General features: G+C 69.9%; 18 protein-coding genes. 4 read left to right on the top strand and 14 right to left on the bottom strand.

Translation table 11 applies throughout. From position 1 onward, the window contains the following. The coding region (locus tag E1200_RS33740) for a hypothetical protein (RefSeq protein ID WP_207933387.1) at nt 1–677 on the top strand (677 nt) is incomplete at its 5' end. 52 nt (nt 678–729) lie between these two features. Here the strand turns inward: E1200_RS33740 and E1200_RS16540 are convergent. The 10 genes from E1200_RS16540 to eccD all read right to left on the bottom strand — a co-directional run bounded on the left by E1200_RS16540 (nt 730) and on the right by eccD (nt 10,350). Continuing rightward, a complete protein-coding gene (locus tag E1200_RS16540; protein WP_243708613.1) occupies nt 730–2,223 on the bottom strand; it encodes a MinD/ParA family protein in 1,494 nt (497 codons plus the stop codon). Nucleotides 2,224–2,478: 255 nt separating this feature from the next. After that, on the bottom strand, nt 2,479–2,889 hold the full coding sequence (locus E1200_RS16535) for a hypothetical protein (protein ID WP_131952921.1): 411 nt from the start codon (nt 2,887–2,889) through the stop codon (nt 2,479–2,481). Between the two features lie 95 nt (nt 2,890–2,984). Further along, the gene (locus tag E1200_RS16530) at nt 2,985–4,316 is read right to left on the bottom strand and encodes a S8 family serine peptidase (RefSeq protein ID WP_243708612.1); all 1,332 of its coding nucleotides are present in this window, start codon (nt 4,314–4,316) and stop codon (nt 2,985–2,987) included. A 125-nt stretch (nt 4,317–4,441) separates the two neighbouring features. Then, nucleotides 4,442–5,737, bottom strand: a complete 1,296-nt coding sequence (locus E1200_RS16525) for a hypothetical protein (protein WP_131952919.1) — start codon at nt 5,735–5,737, stop codon at nt 4,442–4,444. Between the two features lie 29 nt (nt 5,738–5,766). Further along, the gene (locus E1200_RS16520; protein WP_131952918.1) at nt 5,767–6,141 is read right to left on the bottom strand and encodes a hypothetical protein; all 375 of its coding nucleotides are present in this window, start codon (nt 6,139–6,141) and stop codon (nt 5,767–5,769) included. Nucleotides 6,142–6,265: 124 nt separating this feature from the next. Then, nucleotides 6,266–6,556, bottom strand: a complete 291-nt coding sequence (locus E1200_RS16515) for a WXG100 family type VII secretion target (protein ID WP_131952917.1) — start codon at nt 6,554–6,556, stop codon at nt 6,266–6,268. Between the two features lie 37 nt (nt 6,557–6,593). Next, the gene (locus E1200_RS16510; protein WP_131952916.1) at nt 6,594–6,908 is read right to left on the bottom strand and encodes a WXG100 family type VII secretion target; all 315 of its coding nucleotides are present in this window, start codon (nt 6,906–6,908) and stop codon (nt 6,594–6,596) included. A 226-nt stretch (nt 6,909–7,134) separates the two neighbouring features. Beyond that, the gene (locus E1200_RS16505; RefSeq protein WP_131952915.1) at nt 7,135–7,425 is read right to left on the bottom strand and encodes a WXG100 family type VII secretion target; all 291 of its coding nucleotides are present in this window, start codon (nt 7,423–7,425) and stop codon (nt 7,135–7,137) included. An 84-nt stretch (nt 7,426–7,509) separates the two neighbouring features. Next, complete coding sequence (eccB, locus tag E1200_RS16500; RefSeq protein ID WP_131952914.1) at nt 7,510–8,937, bottom strand: type VII secretion protein EccB; 1,428 nt, start codon at nt 8,935–8,937, stop codon at nt 7,510–7,512. A gap of 15 nt (nt 8,938–8,952) precedes the next feature. Next, a complete protein-coding gene (eccD, locus tag E1200_RS16495; protein WP_131952913.1) occupies nt 8,953–10,350 on the bottom strand; it encodes a type VII secretion integral membrane protein EccD in 1,398 nt (465 codons plus the stop codon). 338 nt (nt 10,351–10,688) lie between these two features. Between eccD and eccCa the strand changes: the two genes are divergently transcribed. Next, complete coding sequence (gene eccCa / locus E1200_RS16490; RefSeq protein WP_131952912.1) at nt 10,689–14,642, top strand: type VII secretion protein EccCa; 3,954 nt, start codon at nt 10,689–10,691, stop codon at nt 14,640–14,642. 6 nt (nt 14,643–14,648) lie between these two features. Further along, nucleotides 14,649–15,128 carry a YbaB/EbfC family nucleoid-associated protein gene (locus E1200_RS16485; protein WP_131952911.1) on the top strand — a complete coding sequence of 160 codons (480 nt, stop codon included), beginning with the start codon at nt 14,649–14,651 and terminating at the stop codon, nt 15,126–15,128. An 82-nt stretch (nt 15,129–15,210) separates the two neighbouring features. Here E1200_RS16485 and E1200_RS16480 read toward each other — a convergent pair whose 3' ends face one another. From E1200_RS16480 to E1200_RS16470, 3 genes are all read right to left on the bottom strand, one after another. After that, entirely contained in the window at nt 15,211–16,086 is an 876-nt protein-coding gene (locus tag E1200_RS16480; RefSeq protein WP_131952910.1) for a hypothetical protein, read from the bottom strand. Beyond that, nucleotides 16,086–17,234, bottom strand: a complete 1,149-nt coding sequence (locus E1200_RS16475) for a hypothetical protein (protein ID WP_131952909.1) — start codon at nt 17,232–17,234, stop codon at nt 16,086–16,088. Before E1200_RS16475 ends, E1200_RS16480 begins: the two co-directional genes overlap by 1 nt. 415 nt (nt 17,235–17,649) lie before the next feature. After that, nucleotides 17,650–17,949 (bottom strand): hypothetical protein, encoded by a 300-nt coding sequence (locus E1200_RS16470; RefSeq protein WP_131952908.1) that lies wholly within the window; start codon nt 17,947–17,949, stop codon nt 17,650–17,652. A 260-nt stretch (nt 17,950–18,209) separates the two neighbouring features. Between E1200_RS16470 and E1200_RS16465 the strand changes: the two genes are divergently transcribed. Continuing rightward, entirely contained in the window at nt 18,210–19,436 is a 1,227-nt protein-coding gene (locus E1200_RS16465) for a S8 family serine peptidase (protein ID WP_131952907.1), read from the top strand. Between the two features lie 605 nt (nt 19,437–20,041). On the opposite strand, the gene E1200_RS33735 is transcribed toward E1200_RS16465, so the two are convergent. Next, on the bottom strand, nt 20,042–20,200 hold the full coding sequence (locus tag E1200_RS33735) for a hypothetical protein (RefSeq protein WP_165950336.1): 159 nt from the start codon (nt 20,198–20,200) through the stop codon (nt 20,042–20,044). Between the last annotated feature and the right edge of the window lie 164 nt (nt 20,201–20,364).

Genomic DNA, 20,364 nt, shown 5'->3' with positions numbered 1-20,364 from the left:
GCGGAGGCGGGGCCCTGGTCCCCCTGCTGATCTTCGGCATGGTCGGCATCCTGGCCCTGGTGGGCCTCGGCGCCTTCGTCATCCTGGAAAGCGGCGACGACGACGAGCCCCGCCGGACGACCACGCTGCCCACCTACACGCCGCCCTCGTACACGCCCGAGCCGCGGCCCACGGCGTCCAGCGGGAGCACGGGCTCCGACCCGGCCTCCATCCTCTCCCCCACCATCCGCACCGCCAAGGGCAACACCTTCACCCAGGTGGGCACCCGGACCGAGTCCTGCACCACCCGCGCCAACGAGAAGCTCCGCACGACCCTGCGCACCCACCCCTGCGTGGGCACGATGCACTCCGCGGTCTACGCCGACCCCTCCAGGAAGATCATCACCGCGGTCTCGATCGCGAAGTTCGCCAGCCCGTCCGCGGCGAGCGCCGTCAGCCGCACCACCACCGACCAGGGCTGGCCGAAGCTGCTGACCCCGTCCAAGGCGAGCGGCCTCCGCCAACCCAGGCCCGACCCGGCCTACTGGACCCGCTCCTGGACACAGGGCTCCAACGTCATCTACGCCCAGTCCTACTGGGCGACCGGCGCCCACGCCGGCGACCGCACCGGCACCGTCTTCGCCACCGCCGGCGAACTCGGAGTAGAAATAACCAACGTCCTAATCTGGACCGACTAACCCTCCCGGGACGGCGGAGCCGACACGGGTCCGCCGTCCGTGAGCCCGCGCCTCAGCGGCCCTGAGGGACGTCCCCGAGCGACCGCGCGAACGCCTCGTAGGCGATCCGGCCGACCGCCGTCTGGGTGGCCTCACCGAGCCGCGACAGGTCCACCGCGGAACCCATCGCGATGTGCCGGTCATAGGGGACGTGCACGACCGGCGTCCCCCACGCGGCGAGCATCTGCGTCGCGCGCGAGAGGTCGGCGCCGACCTGCGGGGCGTGCGACACCATCGCGATCACCGTCCGGGCCAGCAGGCCGCGCTGCGCCCCCTGGGAGAACCACTCCAGCGCGCCCCGGGCACTGAGCGCCCCGTCCACCGTGCCCGGGGTGACCAGCACCACGCTGTGGGACTGCCCGAGGATGCCGCGGTGGAGGTCGGTGAGGATCCCGGCGCTGCAGTCGGTCACCGCGGTGGAGATGTAGCGGCTCACCGAGCTGAACGCCGCCTGGAACGTGTCGAAGTCGAACTCGCCGGTGATCCGGCCGCCGCGCGTCGCGGCGAGCACCCACAGCCCCTCGCGCGTCTGCTGCAGGTACTGCGCGGCCTCCTCGAACGTCCGGGGCTGCTTCGCCGCCAGATCGAACAGCGACAGCTCGGAGCGGACCCCGAGGCGCAGCGGCAGCGACCCCAGCTCCGCGTCGGCGTCGATCGCCAGCACCCGGTCGGGCCGGTGCCGCGCCAGCTCGGTCGCCAGCAACGCGGCAACGGTCGTCTTGCCCGCGCCGCCGCGGACGCTGACCACCGTGATCTGCCGGAAACCGCCGACGGGCCGCCGCAGGTAATCCGCGATCTCCGCGCGCGTCCGGAGCTCGCCGGACGCACCGACCGCCTTGCGGACTCCGCGACCCACCCTGCGCACCAGCGCGTCACCGTGCTGATTCTTGCGGACGAACTCGTCCGCCATCGGGACCGCCTCCGCACCGTGCGGCTGCGGCGGCGGAGCCGGGACGGGCGCCGCGGGCGTGTGCCCGGCGGACGCGGCGTCGTCCTCGCGTACGTCGTTCTCCCCGCCCGCCCCCGGCGCCTGCGGAAGGCCGGGGGCCTGCGGCGCGGAGCCGCCCACCGGCGAGATCGCCGCCTCCCAGCTGAAGTTCTCGTTGACGAGCGGCACCCCCGTCTCGGCAGGCTGCTCCCCCGGATCCACCTGCGGCTGCACCGGGTCGGGTTGCTGCTGCGGGTCGGGTTGCTGCTGCGGCACCGGTTGCGGATGCGGCTCCGGACTCGGCGCCTCCGGTGCGTGCGGCGCCGGCGCCGCCGCGTTGCCGGCGGCCTGTGCCGGTTGGGGCTCGTTCGGCTGCGGGACCTCGGGGAACGGATCGTACGACTGGGGTTCCTGCTCCGCCTCCGCGGCGGCCGGCTGCGGCGGGTCCGGGAAGGGATCGTAGGCCCTGGGCTGCTCCGCCTCGGCAGGAGCCGCTTGCGGCTGCTCCGGCTGCGGCGGGTCCGGGAAGGGATCGTAGGCCCTGGGCGGCTGCGTCTCGGCGGGAGCCGGCTGCGGCACCGCCGGCGCGGGAGCGTCGGCGGAAGGCTCCTGTACGGCCGGTGGCGGCAACGGCCGCCGCGCGACGTGCTCGGCCGTACCGGCCTTCCGTCCCGCATCGGCGACGACGGCCGCCGTCGACCCGCATGCCGTGAGGCCACGCTGGGAAACGCCGAGATCACGCAACACGGAGTGCTGCCAGTTGGGGTCCGGCACTCGCCCTCCTTCCACCCTGCGCCAGCCTACGACCTCCCGGCCCCGCCGGGGACGCCCGCGTCAGCCGCCCTGCGCCGCCTGCGCCGCGCACTCCTGGGAGTCCTTGTTGACCTTCGCGGGGTCCATGCCGTCGACGTTCCGCGGTGCGATGGCGGGCGAGTCCGGGCTCGGCTCGGGCATGTCGTAGCCCTTCTTGCGCATGCACTCGATGACCTTCGCGATCGACCGCTGCTGCGCCGGGGTGAGGTTGCTCCCCCCGTCGCCACCACCACCGTCGCCGGCGCCACCACCGTTGCCGTTACCGCCGCCACCGCCGTTGCCGGTGATGGTGCCACCCGAGGGGTTCACCGAAGTGTCGACGGCAGCGGACGGCGACCCCTCCGCGCCCGCGTCGTCCTTCGAGTCGGACCCGCAGGCGCTCATACCGAGCGTCAGCACGATGGCGGCGGGGATGACCAGGAGCCTCTTCATGACCACTCTCTTTCTCTGCTTGATCGCATACCTGCGGGACGGCCGTCCGCCCGCACGGCGCTGGGCGAGAAGGCAGCCGCTGAAGAAGCAGGCGACTAGTTCGGGTGCCGGGGTCCCCCGGGTCCTTGCGGAGGCACGTACGGCTGGCCCCCCTGCGGCCCCCCGGGCGGGGGTCCGCCCCAACCCGGCGGCGTGCCCGGCTGCCCTCCCTGCGGGGGCACCGGCTGCCCGCCCCATCCCGGCGGCGGGCCGGACGCCCCTCCGCCCGGCGGACCGGCACCCGGCCCCGTCCGGGCGTTCCGCTTACCGCCGCGCCGGATGAAGAAGAACAGCGCGCCTCCGCCGACCACCAGAATGACGGCCCCGGCGATCAAAATGATCAGGAGGTTGCGGTCGGCCTCTTCGGCGCGCTTGGTGGCATCGGACTTGGGCACCTTGGTCGCGGACGGCTTCGCGTTCGCCTGCGGGTTCTCGGCCAGCCAGCGGTCGTAGGCGGCGAAAACGGGGTTCGGCGCGTTCTTCGACACGTTGGCCGTGAGGGCGGCCGCCGGAATGATGACCCCGGTCCCGGTCATATTGTCCTTACCGGGAGGACCGGCGTCCTTCGTGGTGTTGATGATCCGCTGGACGACCTCGCGAGCCGGCATGTCCGGATGCTTCGACCGCACCAGCGCGGCCACCGCGGACGTCAAAGCCGCAGCCTGACTCGTTCCGGCCCGTCGATCTATGACCTGCCCGTCCGCGCGAAGAGTGTTGACCAGCAGACCGGGAGCGGCCACGGCGACATAGGACTGACGCTGCGTCCTCTCCCAGGCGACCTTCTGGTTGTCGACCGCGCCCACCGCGAGAACACCGCTGCAGTTCGCCGGCTCTTCCGGCCGGTTGTCGGTATCACCGCTGTTGCCCGCGGCGGCGACGACCACGGCATCACGTTGCAGCGCATAAGCGACCGCCTGCTGGGTCTCGGGCCTGCAAGGCCCACTGAACCCCTGGGAAATGTTGATCACTTTCGCACCGTGATCAGCCGCATATCGAATCGCCTTATCCCATGCGGCGAGGCCGGCCTTGATCGGCATGATCTTGGATTCCGGAGCGACCCCTACGAAGCCCGAGCCCGTTCCCCGGCTGGCGATGAGGGCGGCCATGCCCGTGCCGTGGGAATCCTCCGCGCTAGAAGTAGGACCGATCTGACCGTTTCCGGAGCCGGTTCCCGCGTCTATTCCGGGGGCCATGGCTCCTCGGAAGTCGGGGAGTTGCCCATTGACACCATCATCGATCACCGCGACGGTGACACCGGCCCCTTTGCTGACCGGCCAGACCTTCTGCTGGACCTCCCAGGCCGTGAACCACCACTGGTCCGGCCGGGGCCCAGGCGCCCCGTTGACGGGCGCCGCCGTGGTCAGGACCAGAGCGGAGGTCGCTCCCATTGCCGCGAGCCATCGTGTCATCCGTCGCACAACGCAACCTCACTACACGGAACACGGCGTGAGCAGTTCGAAGAATTCGATCCGCTCACGCCGTCTCCTGCATCGTCTCGTGATCGAGCCTGGGGTCAGCCAATCACGGGAGGGGCGGTCTCATCATCATTTCCGCCCCATACGTCCTCGTCTTCCATGAGCCAGGTGGTGCGCTCGTGCTCGTCCTCGCCACCACCGCCGCGACCGCCGCCCATGGGAGCGCCGCCGCCCATCATGCCACGGCCACCGGCGCCGCCCTTGTTCGCGCCCGCACCCGCGCCGGTACCCGCACCAACACCGGTGCCCCGGCCCGCGCCGGGCATTCCGCCGGCCAGGCCACCGGCACCGGCACCGGCACCGAGTCCGCCGGCACCGGGAACGCTGCCTCCACCGGCACCTCCACCGGGGATACCGCCGCCACCGCCGCCGATGCCGCCGCGACCGAACGGGTCCATGCCGCCGCCACCGGCGCCGGGGGGGCCACCGGGCAGGCCGGCGAGGTCGCTCTCGGAGGGACCGCCGGGAATGCTCCCGCCGCCACCCGGAATGCTGCCTGCACCGGGGCCGCCGGGAATGCCTCCACCACCGCCGGGGATGCTGCCGCCGCCACCGGGAATGCTCCCGCCGCCACCCGGAATGCTGCCTGCACCGGGGCCGCCGGGAATGCTCCCACCGCCGCCGGGAATCTCCCCGGCACCGGGAATGCTGCCGCCCCCGCCACCGCCACCTGGATTCCTGATGCTGCCGCCGCCAGGGAACCGGTTCTCAGGAGGCAGGCCGCCCCCACGGTCAGTCGACGGCAGGTTGGTGGAGATCCGCTCGGGCATGTCGCCGTTGGCCTGCACGGTGCGCTCGCCGAGGCGCTTCATGTGCTCCTGCGCGGCCTTCTCCTCAGCGCTGTCGATGGCGCCCAGGGCCTCACCGATCTTCTTTCCGCCGAGGGCGATCAACCCACCGGCCGGACCCGCGACCACGGTGCCTGCCGCGACGACGCCGGCGTCGTCATAGGAGATGTTGCCAATAAAGCCCTTGCCGGGACGGTTCTTCACATACCAGTCAAGCTTCGTGCCGTGCTCCGTCAGCGCCTTCCCGGTCGTGTCCGAAGCCTGCCGCAGCCCTTCGGCGCTCGTCTCCAGCCGGCCGAGCTGCTTGATCGTGGCCTCGGCGTCCTCGCCCTTCCAGACGCCGGCGAGCGCGGACTTCTGGGCACGGAGGATACCGACCGCATGCTGGAACTTCTGCGCGGCGCTTGCGTAGTAGCCGCCCGCGTCAATGACCCTCTGCGGATTGGTCGCATCGAGGATGTCGTTCATCTGGTCGATGCCGCCGTCCCAGTCGGTGGGACTGTTCTGATGCGAACGAATCGGCTCGTCGTGCTGCGTGTAACCCATGAGTTATCGATCCCGCCTACTCGCGCCGGCTAGTACGCGCTGGTGTTACTGGTCGTGGGAGTAGCACCGCTTCCGTTCGCCAACGTCCGGTTGGCCGCGGCGGCGTTCTGCTGCTCCTTTTCGTCGTGGTTTCCGACGATGCGCTCGAGCGCCTGGATGATGCCGTCGTAGCTTTGCAGGAAGGAGTCGTACTGCGTCTTGATCTGGGTGTACGCGGTGGTGGTCGACGCGACCAGCCCCTGCACCGCGGGGTACTGCCCCAGATCGGCGTTCGTGATGTTGCCGTGCACCGAGATGTCGTTGCGCGTTCCCTTGCCGCTTTCGAACTCGGCCAGGTTGTCCTTCAACTTCTTGAGGATCTTCCTGACCTCGTCGCGATCGATCTCGCTCTTCTGGTCACCCATGTCAGCCTCCGGCGGGCCGGAAGCGCCCGCTCCCCGTATCGACTTCCGTGCTAGAAGTTCCGCTGCCTACCGTCACCACCGGCCGGCCGTCCGTCGTTCCGGGCGGCCGGCCGGTGACGGGTCGTCAACCGCCGATGATTCCGACGTTCGTCTTGACCGTGCTCTGCCCCGTCTCCTGCGAGGACTGGATGACCGCGCCGAGCTGCTGCACGATGCGGGCGATGTCGGCGGCCGAGGCCTCCCACTGGCGCTTGGCGTCGAAGTACGCCTCGCGCGCGCCGTCCTCCCACTGGGCGAGCTTGCCCTCGACGCTGCGCGCGAGGTCGTCGAGCTCGGAGTTCATCTGGTTGTACTTCTGCTGGAAGGCCGCGTATGCCTGCTGCATCGCGCCGAAGTCCATCGAGCTGTAGCTCATAGTTCCTCCGTATCGTCCTGGAATCCGTGGTGGTCGATCAGCCGTTGAGCAGCCCGGCGACGCGGTTGACCGCCTCGGTCTGCTGCTGCTCGCTGCCCTCGTAGTTGATCTTCACCTGGACGAGCTTCTCGTGGAGGCCGTTCAGCACCTCGAGGACCTTGCCCAGCTCGCCGTTGAACTCGTTGTAGACGCGGGTGAAGGCACTGCCGGCCTCACCGATCCAGCGGCCGGACAGCTGCGCCTGCTCCTGGCCGAGGTCGCCCTGGATCTTGCGCAGATCCTGCGCGGCCTCCTCGACCCGCTGGGCCGCCTGGGCCATTTCTGCTCTGTCGACCGAAGACTTCTGGCTCATCCGTCATCCTTCCCGACTAGGTACTTCTCGTGTTCGACGCGGCGCGAGCCCCCGTTGGTTCACCGCCGACCCAGTCGACTTTGAACACCAGCGTCAGGCACGACGCACATCCTCGTAAAGCCTTGTTACGGTGCACACCGGGAGATCATCAGAGATTGGACTTACGGCGGACCAGATAGCACAAAGTGGTGCCGCCGAAGTGTCAGGCGGGTGAACTCGCGGGCCGTCAGGCCCACATCTGGGCGTTGGCCACCTCGGCGGCCTCGTAGTTCTGCTGGGCGGTGCCCACCGCCTCGCTGAACTCCCTCACCGTGTCCGCCTGCTCCCGCGCCACCTTGTCCCACTTCGCTTTGGCTTCGAAGTAGGCGTCACGCGCGTCGTCCTCCCACCTGCCCAGGCCGCTCTGGAGGTTGGCCTCCAGAGTGTCCAGCAGCTGGACCATCTCCCGGTGCTTGGCCTGGAAGATCGCCTGGGCATGTTGCATCGTGGCGTAGTCGGTGCTGAATGCGTGACTCACTGCAACCCCTCCGAGATGACCGTAACGCCCGGTGATCTTACCAAGAATTTGCGGTAGGGTGGGAGACTTGTTCCTTTCTGCTGATCATCCGCCTGCACTACTCGGCTGAATGGGTTCAAGTGCCTTCTGCGGGTCCAGGACCGGTCCCTTCGGCACCAGGTTCAGCAGGTTGGCGGGCACCGGGACGGCGTCGTTCTTATCGGCCGAGATGGTGTATCCGAGCGCCTGGGCGGTCTCCGCCGACTTCAGCGCGTATCTGCGTCCGTCATCGGCCACTAGCGCGTAGGTGTTGATCGCCTCGGTCGATCCGGACGCCGGCAGCACACCCGCCAGGACCGCACTCCCCGGCGGCAGCACCACGTTGTCGACACCGGAGCCGGAGGCCCGGCCGGGCCTCGGCAGGTCGGCGCCGCCTCCAATGGTGAGCTTGGCCTCCACCGCCTTCTCCCCTGCGTCGGGGTAGACGACGCAGAGGGACTCCTTCGCGTCATACGGCCGCACCTTGATGTGCGACTGCGGCAGCCGCTCGTCGACGACGCGCTCGTTCGAGCGGTGGGTGGTCACCGCGGCGCCGTCGAGGGGGGTGTCCTTGGGGAGCTTGTACGACGCGGAGTTCTGGATGAGCGCCGCCTGGAGCGCGCTGATCGGCGCGTACCCGTCCGCCATCAGGACGTAGGGCTGGTCACCGGCTCCGACGCCCTTGACGACGAAGACCTGACCGATCTTGCCGGCGGCGTCCGGGAACCGCGGCCGCTCGCCCGCGCCCGGGATGTTCGGCGGAGCGAAGTCGGGCCCGGCGGGCAGCGCGTTCACAAAGCCGGGCGAGACCGTCGCGGGCGCCGGGGCGCTGAGCACGGTGAGGCCGGCCGGGGCCAGGCGCATCCGCTGGTTCTTCCAGATCAGCCAGTTGTCGTTCGCCCCGGTGCTGACGACCACGCCGGTCGCCGGGTCCAGCGGTTCCCCGCCGACGTCCCGTCCTCCGACCAGCGAGACCACCGACTGCCCCGGACCGCCCTGCCGGTTCTGCCGCACGCAGACCGACCAGGGGCCGCCGACGAGCCGCTTCGCCTCGGGTACGGAATCCGGCGCCCCGGGGATTCCGATCATCGGCCCGCGGGGGAACTTGGAGAGCGACTTGGCCGAGACGGACTTCTGCTCGGCGCTTCCGCCGGCCAGCGAAGCGGCGAGCCTGGCCGAGGTGTAGTTGGCCACCGGGCACAGCACGTCCTTCTGCGCACCCTGTGGCGTGCACCACACGAAATGGGCACCGGTCTCCTTCTCGATGAGGACGATGCCCTTCTTGTCCAGGCCGCTGCTCCCGCCGCCGAAGAGCAGGCCGATGATGCCGAACACGGCCGCGACCAGCACCGCGATCATGATTCCGGCGAACGTCCCGACGTTGAGCTTGCGCAACGGCTGCTCTGGATAGTCGGGTTCGGCGAGGATCAGCGCCTGGGACGCCCGGTGGGTCATCAGGCGATGCGCCTGCAGCAGATCCCTCTTGGTCTGCATCGAGCCTTCCCCTCGTCAGCTCACCACAGTGCGCACGTACTCGAAGACCCCCGCGACGCCGAGCGCGAGCGGAATCAGCGCCACCACGAGGAGGATCTCCAGGATGTCTCCGGCGCGTCCCCAGAAAGGGGTCAGCCGGTTGCCGGGCAGCCACATGCCCACCCCGGTGGCGATACCGGAGACGATCAGTGTGGGCAGCAGCACGCCGGTGAGCAGCAGCGGCTGCGAGTCGGAGCCGAGCGCGGTGGCGATCGCGAGCGCTCCCAGCCCGGTGACGCCGGGGAGGAGCAGCCAGAGCTTCTGCGCCCTGGCCCGGAAGATCCGCGCCCGGAGCAGCAGGGCGAAGGACAGGGCGACGCACATGACGGGACTCACCCAGCCGCCGTCGAAGGCCAGCGGCACCACGGCGCCGAAGGCGACCAGGCCGATCACCGAGACGCCCCCGGTCACGTACCGGTCGGCGACCGCCGTGCGGCTCAGCAGCGCCTGGCCGTCGACCATCAGCGTGTCCCGCCGCAGGTCCTCGGCGCTCCCGGGCACGGGCGGCAGCTGCACCCGCGCCATCTTGAACGCGACGCCCGGCAGCAGCGGGGTCAGCGCGAGCGCGATCGTCACCGTGATCGCGGCGATCCCGGCGGCGTCCATGTCGAACAGGAGCGGGATCGCGCAGTTCACCGTCCCGAGCAGCGCGGCGATCGCGACGCCGTAGAAGACCGGCAGCCCGTCGGCGATGGCGAACCCGGCCAGCGTCGCCGCCAGCACGACCGCGCCGAATCCGGCCACCAGGTGCAGCGCGCCGAGGTCGCCCAGCGCGTCGTCACCGGCCGGGGCCAGCAGCCCCGCGAGGAACGCGTAGGGCAGCGCCGCGTAGCCGAGCGCCGCCCCCGCCCCGGCGTCGCCGAGCGCCCGCGACAGGGCGATGGCCGCGCCCAGCAGGAGCAGCCCGACCACGCCGGCCACGATCGCCGGGGCGACCCAGGACGGACCCGTCATCAGCAGGATCAGCGCACCGACGACCAGCCCCGCCACGCCCCATCCGAGGGCGAACCTGCGGGTGGAGTCCTGCCGCCAGCGGCCGGGCCGCTCGCTGACCCCGGTCGCCACGACATCGGGGACGTCGTCGAACACCATGTCGGGGATCTGCGCCATCCGCGGACGCAGGTAGATCAGGTCGCCGTCGCGGATTCCCGCCTGTGCCGGGGTGCTGGCGGGGTCGAACGGGGCCTCGTCGAGCTTCTGCAGTACCCAGCCGCCATGTGCCAGGCCGGCGTCGGCGAGGTTCTGGCCGGCGTAGCGCAGCATCGTGGGGTAGAGCTCGGCAAAGGTCGCGTCGGCGGGTAGTGCGATATCGACCCGCCGGCTCGGCCCGACGACCGTGACCCGGCAAAGGTCAGCTCCTGGGAGCGCACTCACGACTTCCTCGCAAATCTTCCGGTGTGCGGACGGGGGCGAAGCAGGCGAAGCACTTGAATGGTGCCATGCCCGCCGCCTCTGCCGCCGGGGGAATCCTCGTGCCTCATTGCGATGTGGCGGTGATCTGAATGGCGCTAACCCTAATGTCTGATTGGGCCGGGCGTGTACTGGGCCGACCGCCAATGGAGGTTGATGCGGCTCGCACGCGCCATCCGATACCTCTACGATTCGTACGGTCGAGTAACGGCACGACCACCTGAGACGGCACGCGGTCGGACGACCGCGGGCCGGCGGCGCGCCCCGCCGCCGCGACGGGCGCGATGGAAGGGACGGCTAGCGTGAGCACGGACATCGTCCGGCGCAAGGAGCGGCGCGACCCCCCGCCGATGCCGCGAGGAGAGATCCTCCTGGAGTCGCCGCCGGAGTTGCCCGAGTTGATCCCGCAGGGCTTCCACGCGGTGCTGACCTACCTGCCGATGCTGGCCGGATCCGGCGCCATGGTGCTCATGATGACGGGCCGGGGCGGCGGGACCCTGCAGTACGTGGCGGGCGGCATGTTCGCCGTGTCCATGTTCGGCATGATGCTCGGCCAGGTCGGTCGCGGCAGCGGCGAGCGCAAGGTCAAGCTGAACAACGAGCGGCGCGACTACCTGCGCTATCTCGGGCAGGTCCGCAGGAAGGTCCGCAAGGCGGCCAAGCAGCAGCGCGAGGCCCTGGAGTGGGCGAGTCCCGACCCCGCATCGCTGTGGTCGCTGGCGATGAGCGCCCGGTTGTGGGAGCGCCGCCCGTCCGACGACGACTTCCTCCAGGTCAGGCTCGCCAGCGGCGCGCAGAAACTCGCCGTGCAGCTGATCGCGCCGGAGACGAAGCCCATCGAGGACCTCGAGCCCATGACGGCGGGTGCGCTGCGCCGGTTCATGCGCACCCATGCGAACGTGCCGAACCTGCCCATCTCGGTTTCCCTGCGGTCGTTCTCGCGGATCGTCCCCACCGGTGATCCCGAGGCCGTGTACGGAATGGTCCGCGCGGTGATCGCGCAGATCGCCACCTTCCACTCCCCCGACGACGTGCGCATCACGGTGTGCGCGTCCCGGGAGCGGATGCCCTGGTGGCAGTGGATCAAGTGGCTGCCGCACAACCTGCACCCCACCGAACACGACGCGGCGGGCCCCGTGCGGCTCATGGCCGAGAGCATGACCACGCTGGAGGCGATGTTCGGCCAGGACGTCAAGGACCGCCCCCGCTTCCAGCCTGGCCTCTCCCAGGACGACCTCCCGTACCACATCGTGATCATGGACGGCGGCCAGGCGTCCTACGACTCGCAGCTCGCCGCCGACGGTGTCGAGGGCGTCTGCGTCATCGACCTCACCGGTTCCGTGGCGCCGACGCCGGAAGCGACCATGCTGCGGCTCGGCGTCGCCAAGGCGCAGGTGTCCCGCCTCTCCAAGGACCGCACCGGCAAGGACGTCGCCGCCCGCATCGGGAATCCCGACTCGATCACCCTCCAGCAGGCCGAGTCGCTGGCCCGCCAGCTCGCCCCGCTGCGCGCCAGCGCCGTGTCCGGCCCGATGGAGGACGCGCTGTCCGGCGCCACCACGGTCACGTCGCTGCTGGGCATCGAGAACCCGTTCCGCGTCGACCCCAACGTCACGTGGCGGCCGCGGGCGCCGCGCAACCGGCTGCGGGTCCCCATCGGCGTCGACACCGAGGGACGTCCCGTCCACCTGGACATCAAGGAGTCCGCGCAGGGCGGCATGGGCCCGCACGGCCTGTGCATCGGGGCGACCGGCTCCGGTAAGTCCGAGGCGCTCCGCACGCTGGTGCTCGGTCTCGCGATGACGCATTCGTCCGAGGTGCTCAACTTCGTCCTCGTCGACTTCAAGGGCGGTGCGACGTTCCTGGGGATGGAGAACCTCCGGCACGTCTCCGCCATCATCACCAACCTGGAGGACGAGCTCCCCCTGGTCGACCGCATGTACGACGCGCTGCACGGCGAGATGGTCCGCCGGCAGGAGTACCTGCGGGCGCAGGGGAACTACGCCTCGCTCCGCGACTACGAGAAGGCACGCGAGCAGGGCGCCGACCTCCAGCCGATGCCGACGCTGTTCCTCGTCCTGGACGAGTTCTCCGAGCTGCTGTCGGCCAAGCCCGAGTTCGCGGACCTGTTCGTCATGATCGGGCGGCTGGGACGGTCGCTGGGCGTGCACATCCTGCTCGCCTCGCAGCGCCTGGAGGAGGGCAAGCTCCGCGGCCTGGACACCCACCTGTCGTACCGGATCGGCCTGCGGACGTTCTCCGCGCAGGAGTCGCGGGTCGTGCTCGGCGTCCCGGACGCCTACGAGCTGCCGTCCGCGCCCGGTCACGGGTACATGAAGTTCGGCACCGAGTCCATGACCCGGTTCCGCGCCGCGTACGTGTCCGGGCCCGCCACCGAGGACCTCCAGCCCAAGGAGAAGGCGGGGCCGCAGGTCGTCCGGCAGATCGTGCCGTACATCCCCGACTACATCCGCCCGCACGTCGTCGAGAACCGGCAGGAGCAGCAGCAGGGCGGCGAGGAGGAGTCGCAGGACTCGCTGTTCGACGTGGTGGTCAGGCAACTGGAGAACCACGGCCCGCCGGCGCACGCCATCTGGCTGCCGCCGCTGGACGCGCCGCCCACGCTCGACGACCTGCTGCCGACGCTCGCGATCGTGCCCGGCCTCGGCCTGACGACGCAGCACGAGGGGTGGCGGAACCGGCTGCACGCGGTCGTCGGCGTCGTCGACAAGCCGTTCGAGCAGCGCCGCGATCCGATGTACGTGGACCTGTCCGGCGCGGCGGGCAACGCGGGCATCGCCGGCTCACCGCAGACCGGCAAGTCCACGATGCTGCGGACGCTGATCGCGTCGCTCGCGCTGACGCACACGCCGCAGCAGGTGCAGTTCTACTGCCTGGACTTCGGTGGCGGCACCCTCGCCGCGCTGTCGGAGCTCCCGCACGTCGGCGGTGTCGCCAACCGGCTCGACGGCGACCGCGTCCGCCGCACGGTCGCCGAGGTCACCTCCCTGCTGGAGCAGCGGGAACGCGAGTTCGCCGAGCGCGGCATCGACTCCATGCCCACCTACCGGCGGATGCGCGCCTCCGGAGAGCTCACCGGGGACGGCTACGGCGACGTGTTCCTCGTCGTGGACGGCTGGATGACGCTCCGCCAGGACTTCGAGAACCTCGAACCCGTCATCACCGACCTGGTCGCGCGCGGGCTGGGCTACGGCATCCACGTGGTCGCGACGGTCAACAAGTGGTCGGAGTTCCGGATGAACGTCCGCGACCTCTTCGGCACCAAGCTGGAACTGAAGCTCGGCGACCCGTACGAGTCCGAGATCGATCGGAAGCTCGCCGGGAACGTCCCCGAGGGCAAGCCCGGCCGCGGCCTCACTCGCGAAGGCCACCACTGCCTGACGGCGCTGCCGCGCCTGGACGGCGAGACCGACGACACGACGCTGGCGGAGGGCGTCAAGAAGCTCGTCGCCGTGGTCGCCGGCAACTGGGAAGGGCCGGCGGCGCCGAAGGTCCGGATGCTGCCCGCCGTCCTGTCGGTCGGCTCGATGCCGAGCGCCGCCGAGAGCGGCTCGCGGATCCCGATCGGCATCGACGAGGACACCCTGTCGCCGGTCTTCCTGGACTTCGCGTCCGAGTCCCACTTCCTCGTCATCGGCGACACCGAGTGCGGCAAGTCGAACCTGCTGCGCCTCATCACCGGCGGGATCATCGAGCGGTACACGCCCCAGCAGGCCCGGATGATCTTCATTGACTACCGGCGGGCGCTGCTGGACGCGGCCGACACCGAGCACCGGATCGGCTACGCCGCCTCTTCGGCGGCCGCGCAGAGCCTGGTCAAGGACATCGTCGGCGCACTCCAGGCCCGGCTCCCGCCCGCCGACCTCACCCCCGAGCAGCTGCGCGACCGGTCGTGGTGGACCGGCGCGGACCTCTACCTGGTCATCGACGACTACGACCTGGTCGCCACGTCCGCCAACCCGGTCGCCCAGCTGGCCGAACTGCTCCCGCAGGCCCGCGACATCGGACTCCACGTGATCGTGTCCCGCGCCTTCGGCGGCGCCGGGCGCGCGATGTACGACCCGATCCTCCAGCGCATCAAGGAAATGGGGTCGCCCGGCCTGCTGATGTCCGGCAACAAGGACGAGGGAGTCGTGCTGGGCAACATCAAGGGACACTCACTGCCGCCGGGCCGCGGGTACTTCATCAACCGCCGCCACGGCACCCGCCTCATCCAGACCGCACACCAGGAGTAGGGACATATGGCCGACTTCAGCCTCGGTGAAGGCGTCGAGCGCTACAGGCGCGACATGGAAGCGCAGATGGGCGAGTTCACCAAGATCCAGGAGTCCATCCAGGCCGCCGTCGGCAGCGGCGAAGCGGCCGATGGCCGCGTCGTCGCCGAGTACAAGGCCCAGGGCGGCCTGACCAAGCTCGACTTGGACCCCCGCGCCATGCGCATGCCGGCCGCGGACCTCAGCGAGGCGATCCGCGAGGCGGTCAACGCGGCGGCGCAGGACTTCCAGACGAAGGTCCGCGAGGCGAGCGCGGCCGCCTTCCCGATGCCCGAGGACCCGCAGAAGCCGGGGGACCCGGCCGCCGCCCTCGCCTCCCTGGACAAGATCGCTAATGGCTTCGCCGGGCAGATGAAGGAACTGGCCCGGGAGCTCGGCATCCAGCAGCAGCGCGCCAAGGAGGCCATGGAGAACTACAAGGGGCCCGGTTTCCCGGGCCCCCGCTGACCGTCCCGGCCTTTCGGTTCCGGGACGCCTCCGTCCCGGAACCGAAAGGCCTGCCTTGTTCGGTACGAATCCGTTTTTCGGCTCAGATGACCCATCTGAAGAGTGCCAAGACGATGACCAAGGCGACACCGACCGGCCAGAACAACTTGAACAGGTGTTCGAGCTGATCCCGCTGGACACCTGCCCGGAACACCACCGGGGCGGCACGCGTGCGCATGGGCCGCCTGTACTGGATCATGAAGTCCCGTTGGAACTCGTTGTAGTCGGTGTGGACGTCCGTGTAGCCCGGGTAGACGTTCGGGACCGTTTCGGTGGCCTCGCCCTCGTTGATGGGGAGATGGAACTCGAAGGCCATGGCCAGGTAGGAGCCGATGATGATGGCCCGCCAGGCCCCGGTGACTCGGCCGTCGATATGAAGGTCGCCGTTGCGCCGTTCCGCCAACTGGACGCCGTCCATGGTCATCCAGCGGAGGGTGCGGGCGTCCCGGCCGTCCGGAAGTATCGGGCGGTCCATATTGGGCGGCTGCTCGAAGACCAGGTCCCCGAGCGGCCGGGCTTCCGGGTCGTGCAGGCGGGCGCCAGGGGCCAGGAACCAGCCCTGGTCGGTCGTCCCCAACACCCGGCCGCCGCCGTGGAACGTGGAGTGGCTGTCGCATTCCAGCCTGGCGAGCACCCTGCCGTCGGTGCCGACGAAGGCCGTCTGTGGCGCGATGGGGTTGAGCGTCTGATGTTCGGCACGGTCGTAGTACATGAGCGCCGTGCCGTCGGGCGCCGTCACGGCGAACGTCAGCCGGGGCGTCCGGACCCGGTCCGGGGTGATCCAGTGGCCCCGGGGCGAACGGACGCGCGCCACCTCGACGAGCCGGGCGAGAGTCGCTCCTGTGCCGACGTCCTGGACCTCGTAAAGGTTCGCCGGGTTCAGGCGCAGCGAGGTGCTCTCGAAAAGACCCGCGGCCATCACTTGTCCCAGGGTGGCGTCTCGTCCTGCTGCTTGACGAACGACCCCTCACGGTTGAAGACCGGGCTGTTCACGTTGTACTTGTCCGAATAGTTGCCGTCGTTGTTCCATGCGCCTTCATACTCGGCCTTGCTGCCGCTGCCGTTGTGACCGACGCCGGTCTTGAACCCGCCGCCGAGGTCCTCGTTCTCGTCCCAGGTGACCTTGCCGCCGAGCGTGCCGTTGAAGTTGCCGGTAGGGTCGGACACCTTCTGGTTGACGCCGAACTCGCCACCGGCCCAGCCTTCGTCGTTCTTCTTCACATTGCCGGCGACCTCGGTCTCACCGGCGGGAGTGTTGACCTTGGCCCCGCCGCCGTAGGTCCACGTCTCGTCGATGCTCCGGTCGGCGTCCAAGTCGATCTCGCTGATGGGGAAGCCCCTGCCGCCCGCCGACCCGCCGCCCGGCAGACCACGGTTGATCGTGTTGCCGTCGGACCGGTTGACCCAGGAAAGCCCGGCGTTCGCTGCGTTCTGCAGCAGATTGGCTGCTGAGCCGGCGGAGCCGTTCACCAGGGCCTCCTTGAACGCGCCCCCGGCGTCGACGCCGTTGCCCTCCTGGCTGAGGGCGGTCAGCCCGGCACCGCCGAACATCGCCGCCGCGGCGATCGCGCTGGCGGCGGCGAGGATGCCGGTCGCGACGTGGGTGATCGTCAAGCCCGTGCCGGCGGCCGCGACGATCCCAGCGTAGGAGGGGGCACCCACGACGCTCGCCAGCGCGGCCACCGCCAGGACGAAGAGCACGTCGATGTAGACCGCCATTCCCATGGCGAACACGGCGTAGGCGAGCAGCGCGTACGCAAGTACCGTCAGCGCGATCGAAACGGCCTGGAGGTAGGTCTTCAGGGCCTCGGCCATCTCGCAGAACTGTTCGACCTTGTTCTCGTAATCTTGGCGGTCCTTCATGTTCCACGCCAGCTGGGGGATACCGGCGGCGAGGCTTCGCAGGTCGTTGGCGGCCTGCTCGAGTTCCTGGGCGGATTTCATCCATTCGCCAGCGGCCTTCTCCAGGCTCTGCGGCTTGCCCTTGGACAGCCGGAACTCGAACGAGATGACGAGCGCGGGGGGCAGGATCACCGCGGCACTGACCATGGCTATCGCCACGTCCATGAGGGGTTCGGCGACGGCGGTGGCGGACCCGCCCGTCGCCGCGGCGATGATCGCACCGCCCGCCGCGGCGCCGCCGCCCGCGAGACCTGAATTGCGCGGGCCCGACCCGACGGGCGTACCTCCGGCGGGCGAAGAGTTGTTTCCGGCAGGCGAAGAGTTGCTTCCAGCGGGCGTAGAGGCCGGCGAAGAGTTGCTTCCAGCGGGCGAAGAAGTACTCCCCGCAGGTGAGAAAGTGCTCCCCGCGGGCGAAGGAGTGCTTCCAGCAGGTGAGGGAGTACTCCCCGCAGGTGAGGAAGTGCTTCCAGCGGGCGAGGGGGTGCTTCCGGATGGCGAAGAGGTGGAGGTGCCGCCGGGAGGAGTCATGTCATCCGCTCTCTTGTTTCGTCGCCGTTCTCAGAACCGTCTCAGGACGTCCTCAAACCGTGTTCGCCTGCTCGACCTTGGCGTACGTCTTCGCCGTGGCGTCGATGGTCTTCGCGTAACTCTGGGCAGTGTTCATCAGGAGTTTGATGTCCTCGAAGGCGAACTGGACCGCGATCGGGTAGGCGACGGAGGCATTGGTGCAGGTGATGCTGAAGTCGCCGCCCTCCATGTTGCCGACGCCATCGCCGTTGAGCGTGTTCCCCGCGGTGGTGAGACGGGGGACGACGATGCTGGCGATGTCCTTACCGTGGGCGGCGATCCGTTCCGGATCGGCCGATTTCGGGGGGGTCACATCTACCTCGCTTACCGGCTCTAGGTCATGAGCTAGTGATCAGGGTTCGCTTATACTAGGACACTTCGGGTCGGCCTGAGTGGTCTCGGCCTAATGGCGGCCAGGTGAGGTCTACGGCACGCCATGCGCTGATCATCAGGAGCACCACGCCTCGGAGATCTCAGCATAGTCCGGCGGGTGCCACCGGGTCGTGCGGCGGATGTCCGTCCTTTAAGGTCTTCTGCTGTGGCGGATGCGACATCGGAGCGGAGGCTTGCGGCATGAGACGGACAGTGATCGCCGTGCTCACCGGCTTCCTCGTGCCCCTCTGCACGGCACCGGCCGCCCAAGGGGCCCCGACACATGCGGCGCCCGCCGCGGCACCGGCCTATGCGGCGCCCTGCCAGCCGCCCGCGGGTGCCCTGACCGCGCAGCAGCTCGGCCAGAGCGGGCAGCCGTGGGCCCAGCAGATCCTCAACATCGGGGCGGCACATGAGCGGGCCACCGGCCGCGGCGTCAAGGTCGCGGTGGTGGACAGCGGCGTGACCGCGAAGAACCCGCAACTGAGCGGGCAGGTGCTCAGGGGCGTCGATCTGACCAAGACCGGCCCGGCGGACTGCCTAGGGCACGGCACCTGGGTCGCCGGCATCATCGCCGCCAAGAAGGGGAACAGCCCGTTCTACGGCGTCGCCCCCGACGCGAAGATCATCCCGATCAAATTCGCGGCGCAGGCGCAGGGGGTCGACAGCGGTCTCGCCGCCAAGGGCATCGACGCGGCGGTCGAGCTGGGCGCCGACATCATCAACGTTTCGACCCAGTCGATCGGCGACGACCCGCGCCTGCGGAAGGCCGTGGCGGACGCGCTCGCCAAGGGCGTCGTCATCGTCGCGGCGGCCGGCAACATCAACCCGGAAGAGGGCCAGACCCCGGCGCTGATGTATCCCAGCGCCTATCCGGGGGTGATCTCGGTGGGCGCCGTCGACCAGCAGGGCGGTGTCACCGCGTTCTCCAACGCCGCGACCCCCGTCTCGGTCATGGCACCCGGGCAGGACATCGTGACCACGGCACCGGACGGCAGCTACGCGGTAGCCGAGAAGGGCACGAGCTTCGCCACCCCCTTCGTCGCCGGGCTCGCCGCCTTGATCAAGGAGGTTTATCCGAACCTCACGCCCGCGCAGGTCAAGCAGCGGATCGAGGGCACCGCGGAGGGCAGCAAGGGCATCGGCAGCGGCAACGGCATGATCAACCCGTTCGAGGCCCTCACCGCGGTGAACATTCCGGTCGCCGGGGGCGGGGGTGCCGCCGGGCCGCCCGTGAAGATCGCCATGGCCGACCGGCCGGACTCCACGACCCGTGCCGTGGCGCTGGGCGTCGCCGGCGGTTCCCTGGGCATCGCCGCCCTGGTGGTGGCCTGCGGCGTCCTGATCCCGCTCGGCCGGCGCCGCGGCTGGCGCCCCGGCTACGTGCGGATGACCACCGACACCTCGGACGGGTCTTCCGCGACATAACCGATCTACCGCACGCGTACCGCGGGTCGAGGGTCTCTGCCGGTGCACTGGCATGGAGCGGCTCCTCCCCCTTCAGCAGACGTGGCGGGCGGCGCTCGGGATGGGCGGCGGGCGGTGCCCTTGGTCATGTTGCTCGTCTTGGTCGTTGTGGTGGCGGTCGGGTTCGCAGAGAAACCGAAGCAGCCGGTTGAGGCGGAGTTGGACCTCGGGCTGTGGATGTGGCCGTCCAGGACGCCAGGTCGGGGTGGTGCGGGAAAGGTTCGTGGGACGGCGGGAGCGGTTCCTCATCGTCCGGACGCGGGTGGTGAAGAACGGCAAGGAGACCGAGCCCCTCGGCGGTCTGGGCCCGAGTGTCATCGCGCCATTCTTGCGCTTGTAGGGAGTACCGATTGCGCCGCCCGCTCCGATATGCCCCCTTGTCGGCGTAGCAGGCGATCGCCCTGATGGCCAGAGCGTCGATGATGTCGTGCTCGCGGGCGGCGATCAGATCGTGGATGGTGCCCGGTGACGTCGGCGCGGGTTTCGCTTGCGGGTGACGACCGGGGTTAGTGGCCGGGGTGCCAGTTTCGGTCGACGGGGACGACGGGCGGCGCCGACCATCGCGGCTACGGCCGGGGCGGTGAGGTGACCGGTGTGGCGTTGTTGGAGAAGCCGGACAGGGTGCCGGCCTCGTCGAGCGCGCCAACGGAGATCACGCCGGGGCAGCTGGCGGGGTACGCCTTCTTCGGCTGGTCGGTGAGGGTGTCGGCGACGGGGACGATCACTGCGTCCCGCTGCTGTACGTACCGGACGGCCGGCCGCGGATCGGGCAGGTCCGGTGACTGGGACGGCGATGTTGATCCCTATGGCGCCGAAGTCCACGGCCTTATCGACGGGTGGGACGGGGTGCCTGTGGACTGGCTGATTTTCGGTGGGGCCGGTTGGGGGT

It is taken from the genome of Actinomadura sp. GC306 (assembly GCF_004348665.1).
Lineage (GTDB): Bacteria > Actinomycetota > Actinomycetes > Streptosporangiales > Streptosporangiaceae > Spirillospora.
This window is presented reverse-complemented; position numbering and strand designations above follow the sequence as displayed.

Bases quoted from the DNA above. Each gene is read 5' to 3' on its own strand.
- E1200_RS16535 (WP_131952921.1), bottom strand. From the start codon at position 2,889: ATGAAGAGGCTCCTGGTCATCCCCGCCGCCATCGTGCTGACGCTCGGT.
- E1200_RS16530 (WP_243708612.1), bottom strand. From the start codon at position 4,316: ATGGGAGCGACCTCCGCTCTGGTCCTGACCACGGCGGCGCCCGTCAAC.
- E1200_RS16525 (WP_131952919.1), bottom strand. From the start codon at position 5,737: ATGGGTTACACGCAGCACGACGAGCCGATTCGTTCGCATCAGAACAGT.
- E1200_RS16520 (WP_131952918.1), bottom strand. From the start codon at position 6,141: ATGGGTGACCAGAAGAGCGAGATCGATCGCGACGAGGTCAGGAAGATC.
- E1200_RS16515 (WP_131952917.1), bottom strand. From the start codon at position 6,556: ATGAGCTACAGCTCGATGGACTTCGGCGCGATGCAGCAGGCATACGCG.
- E1200_RS16510 (WP_131952916.1), bottom strand. From the start codon at position 6,908: ATGAGCCAGAAGTCTTCGGTCGACAGAGCAGAAATGGCCCAGGCGGCC.
- eccB (WP_131952914.1), bottom strand. From the start codon at position 8,937: ATGCAGACCAAGAGGGATCTGCTGCAGGCGCATCGCCTGATGACCCAC.
- E1200_RS16485 (WP_131952911.1), top strand. From the start codon at position 14,649: ATGGCCGACTTCAGCCTCGGTGAAGGCGTCGAGCGCTACAGGCGCGAC.
- E1200_RS16480 (WP_131952910.1), bottom strand. From the start codon at position 16,086: ATGGCCGCGGGTCTTTTCGAGAGCACCTCGCTGCGCCTGAACCCGGCG.
- E1200_RS16475 (WP_131952909.1), bottom strand. From the start codon at position 17,234: ATGGACGTGGCGATAGCCATGGTCAGTGCCGCGGTGATCCTGCCCCCC.
- E1200_RS16465 (WP_131952907.1), top strand. From the start codon at position 18,210: ATGAGACGGACAGTGATCGCCGTGCTCACCGGCTTCCTCGTGCCCCTC.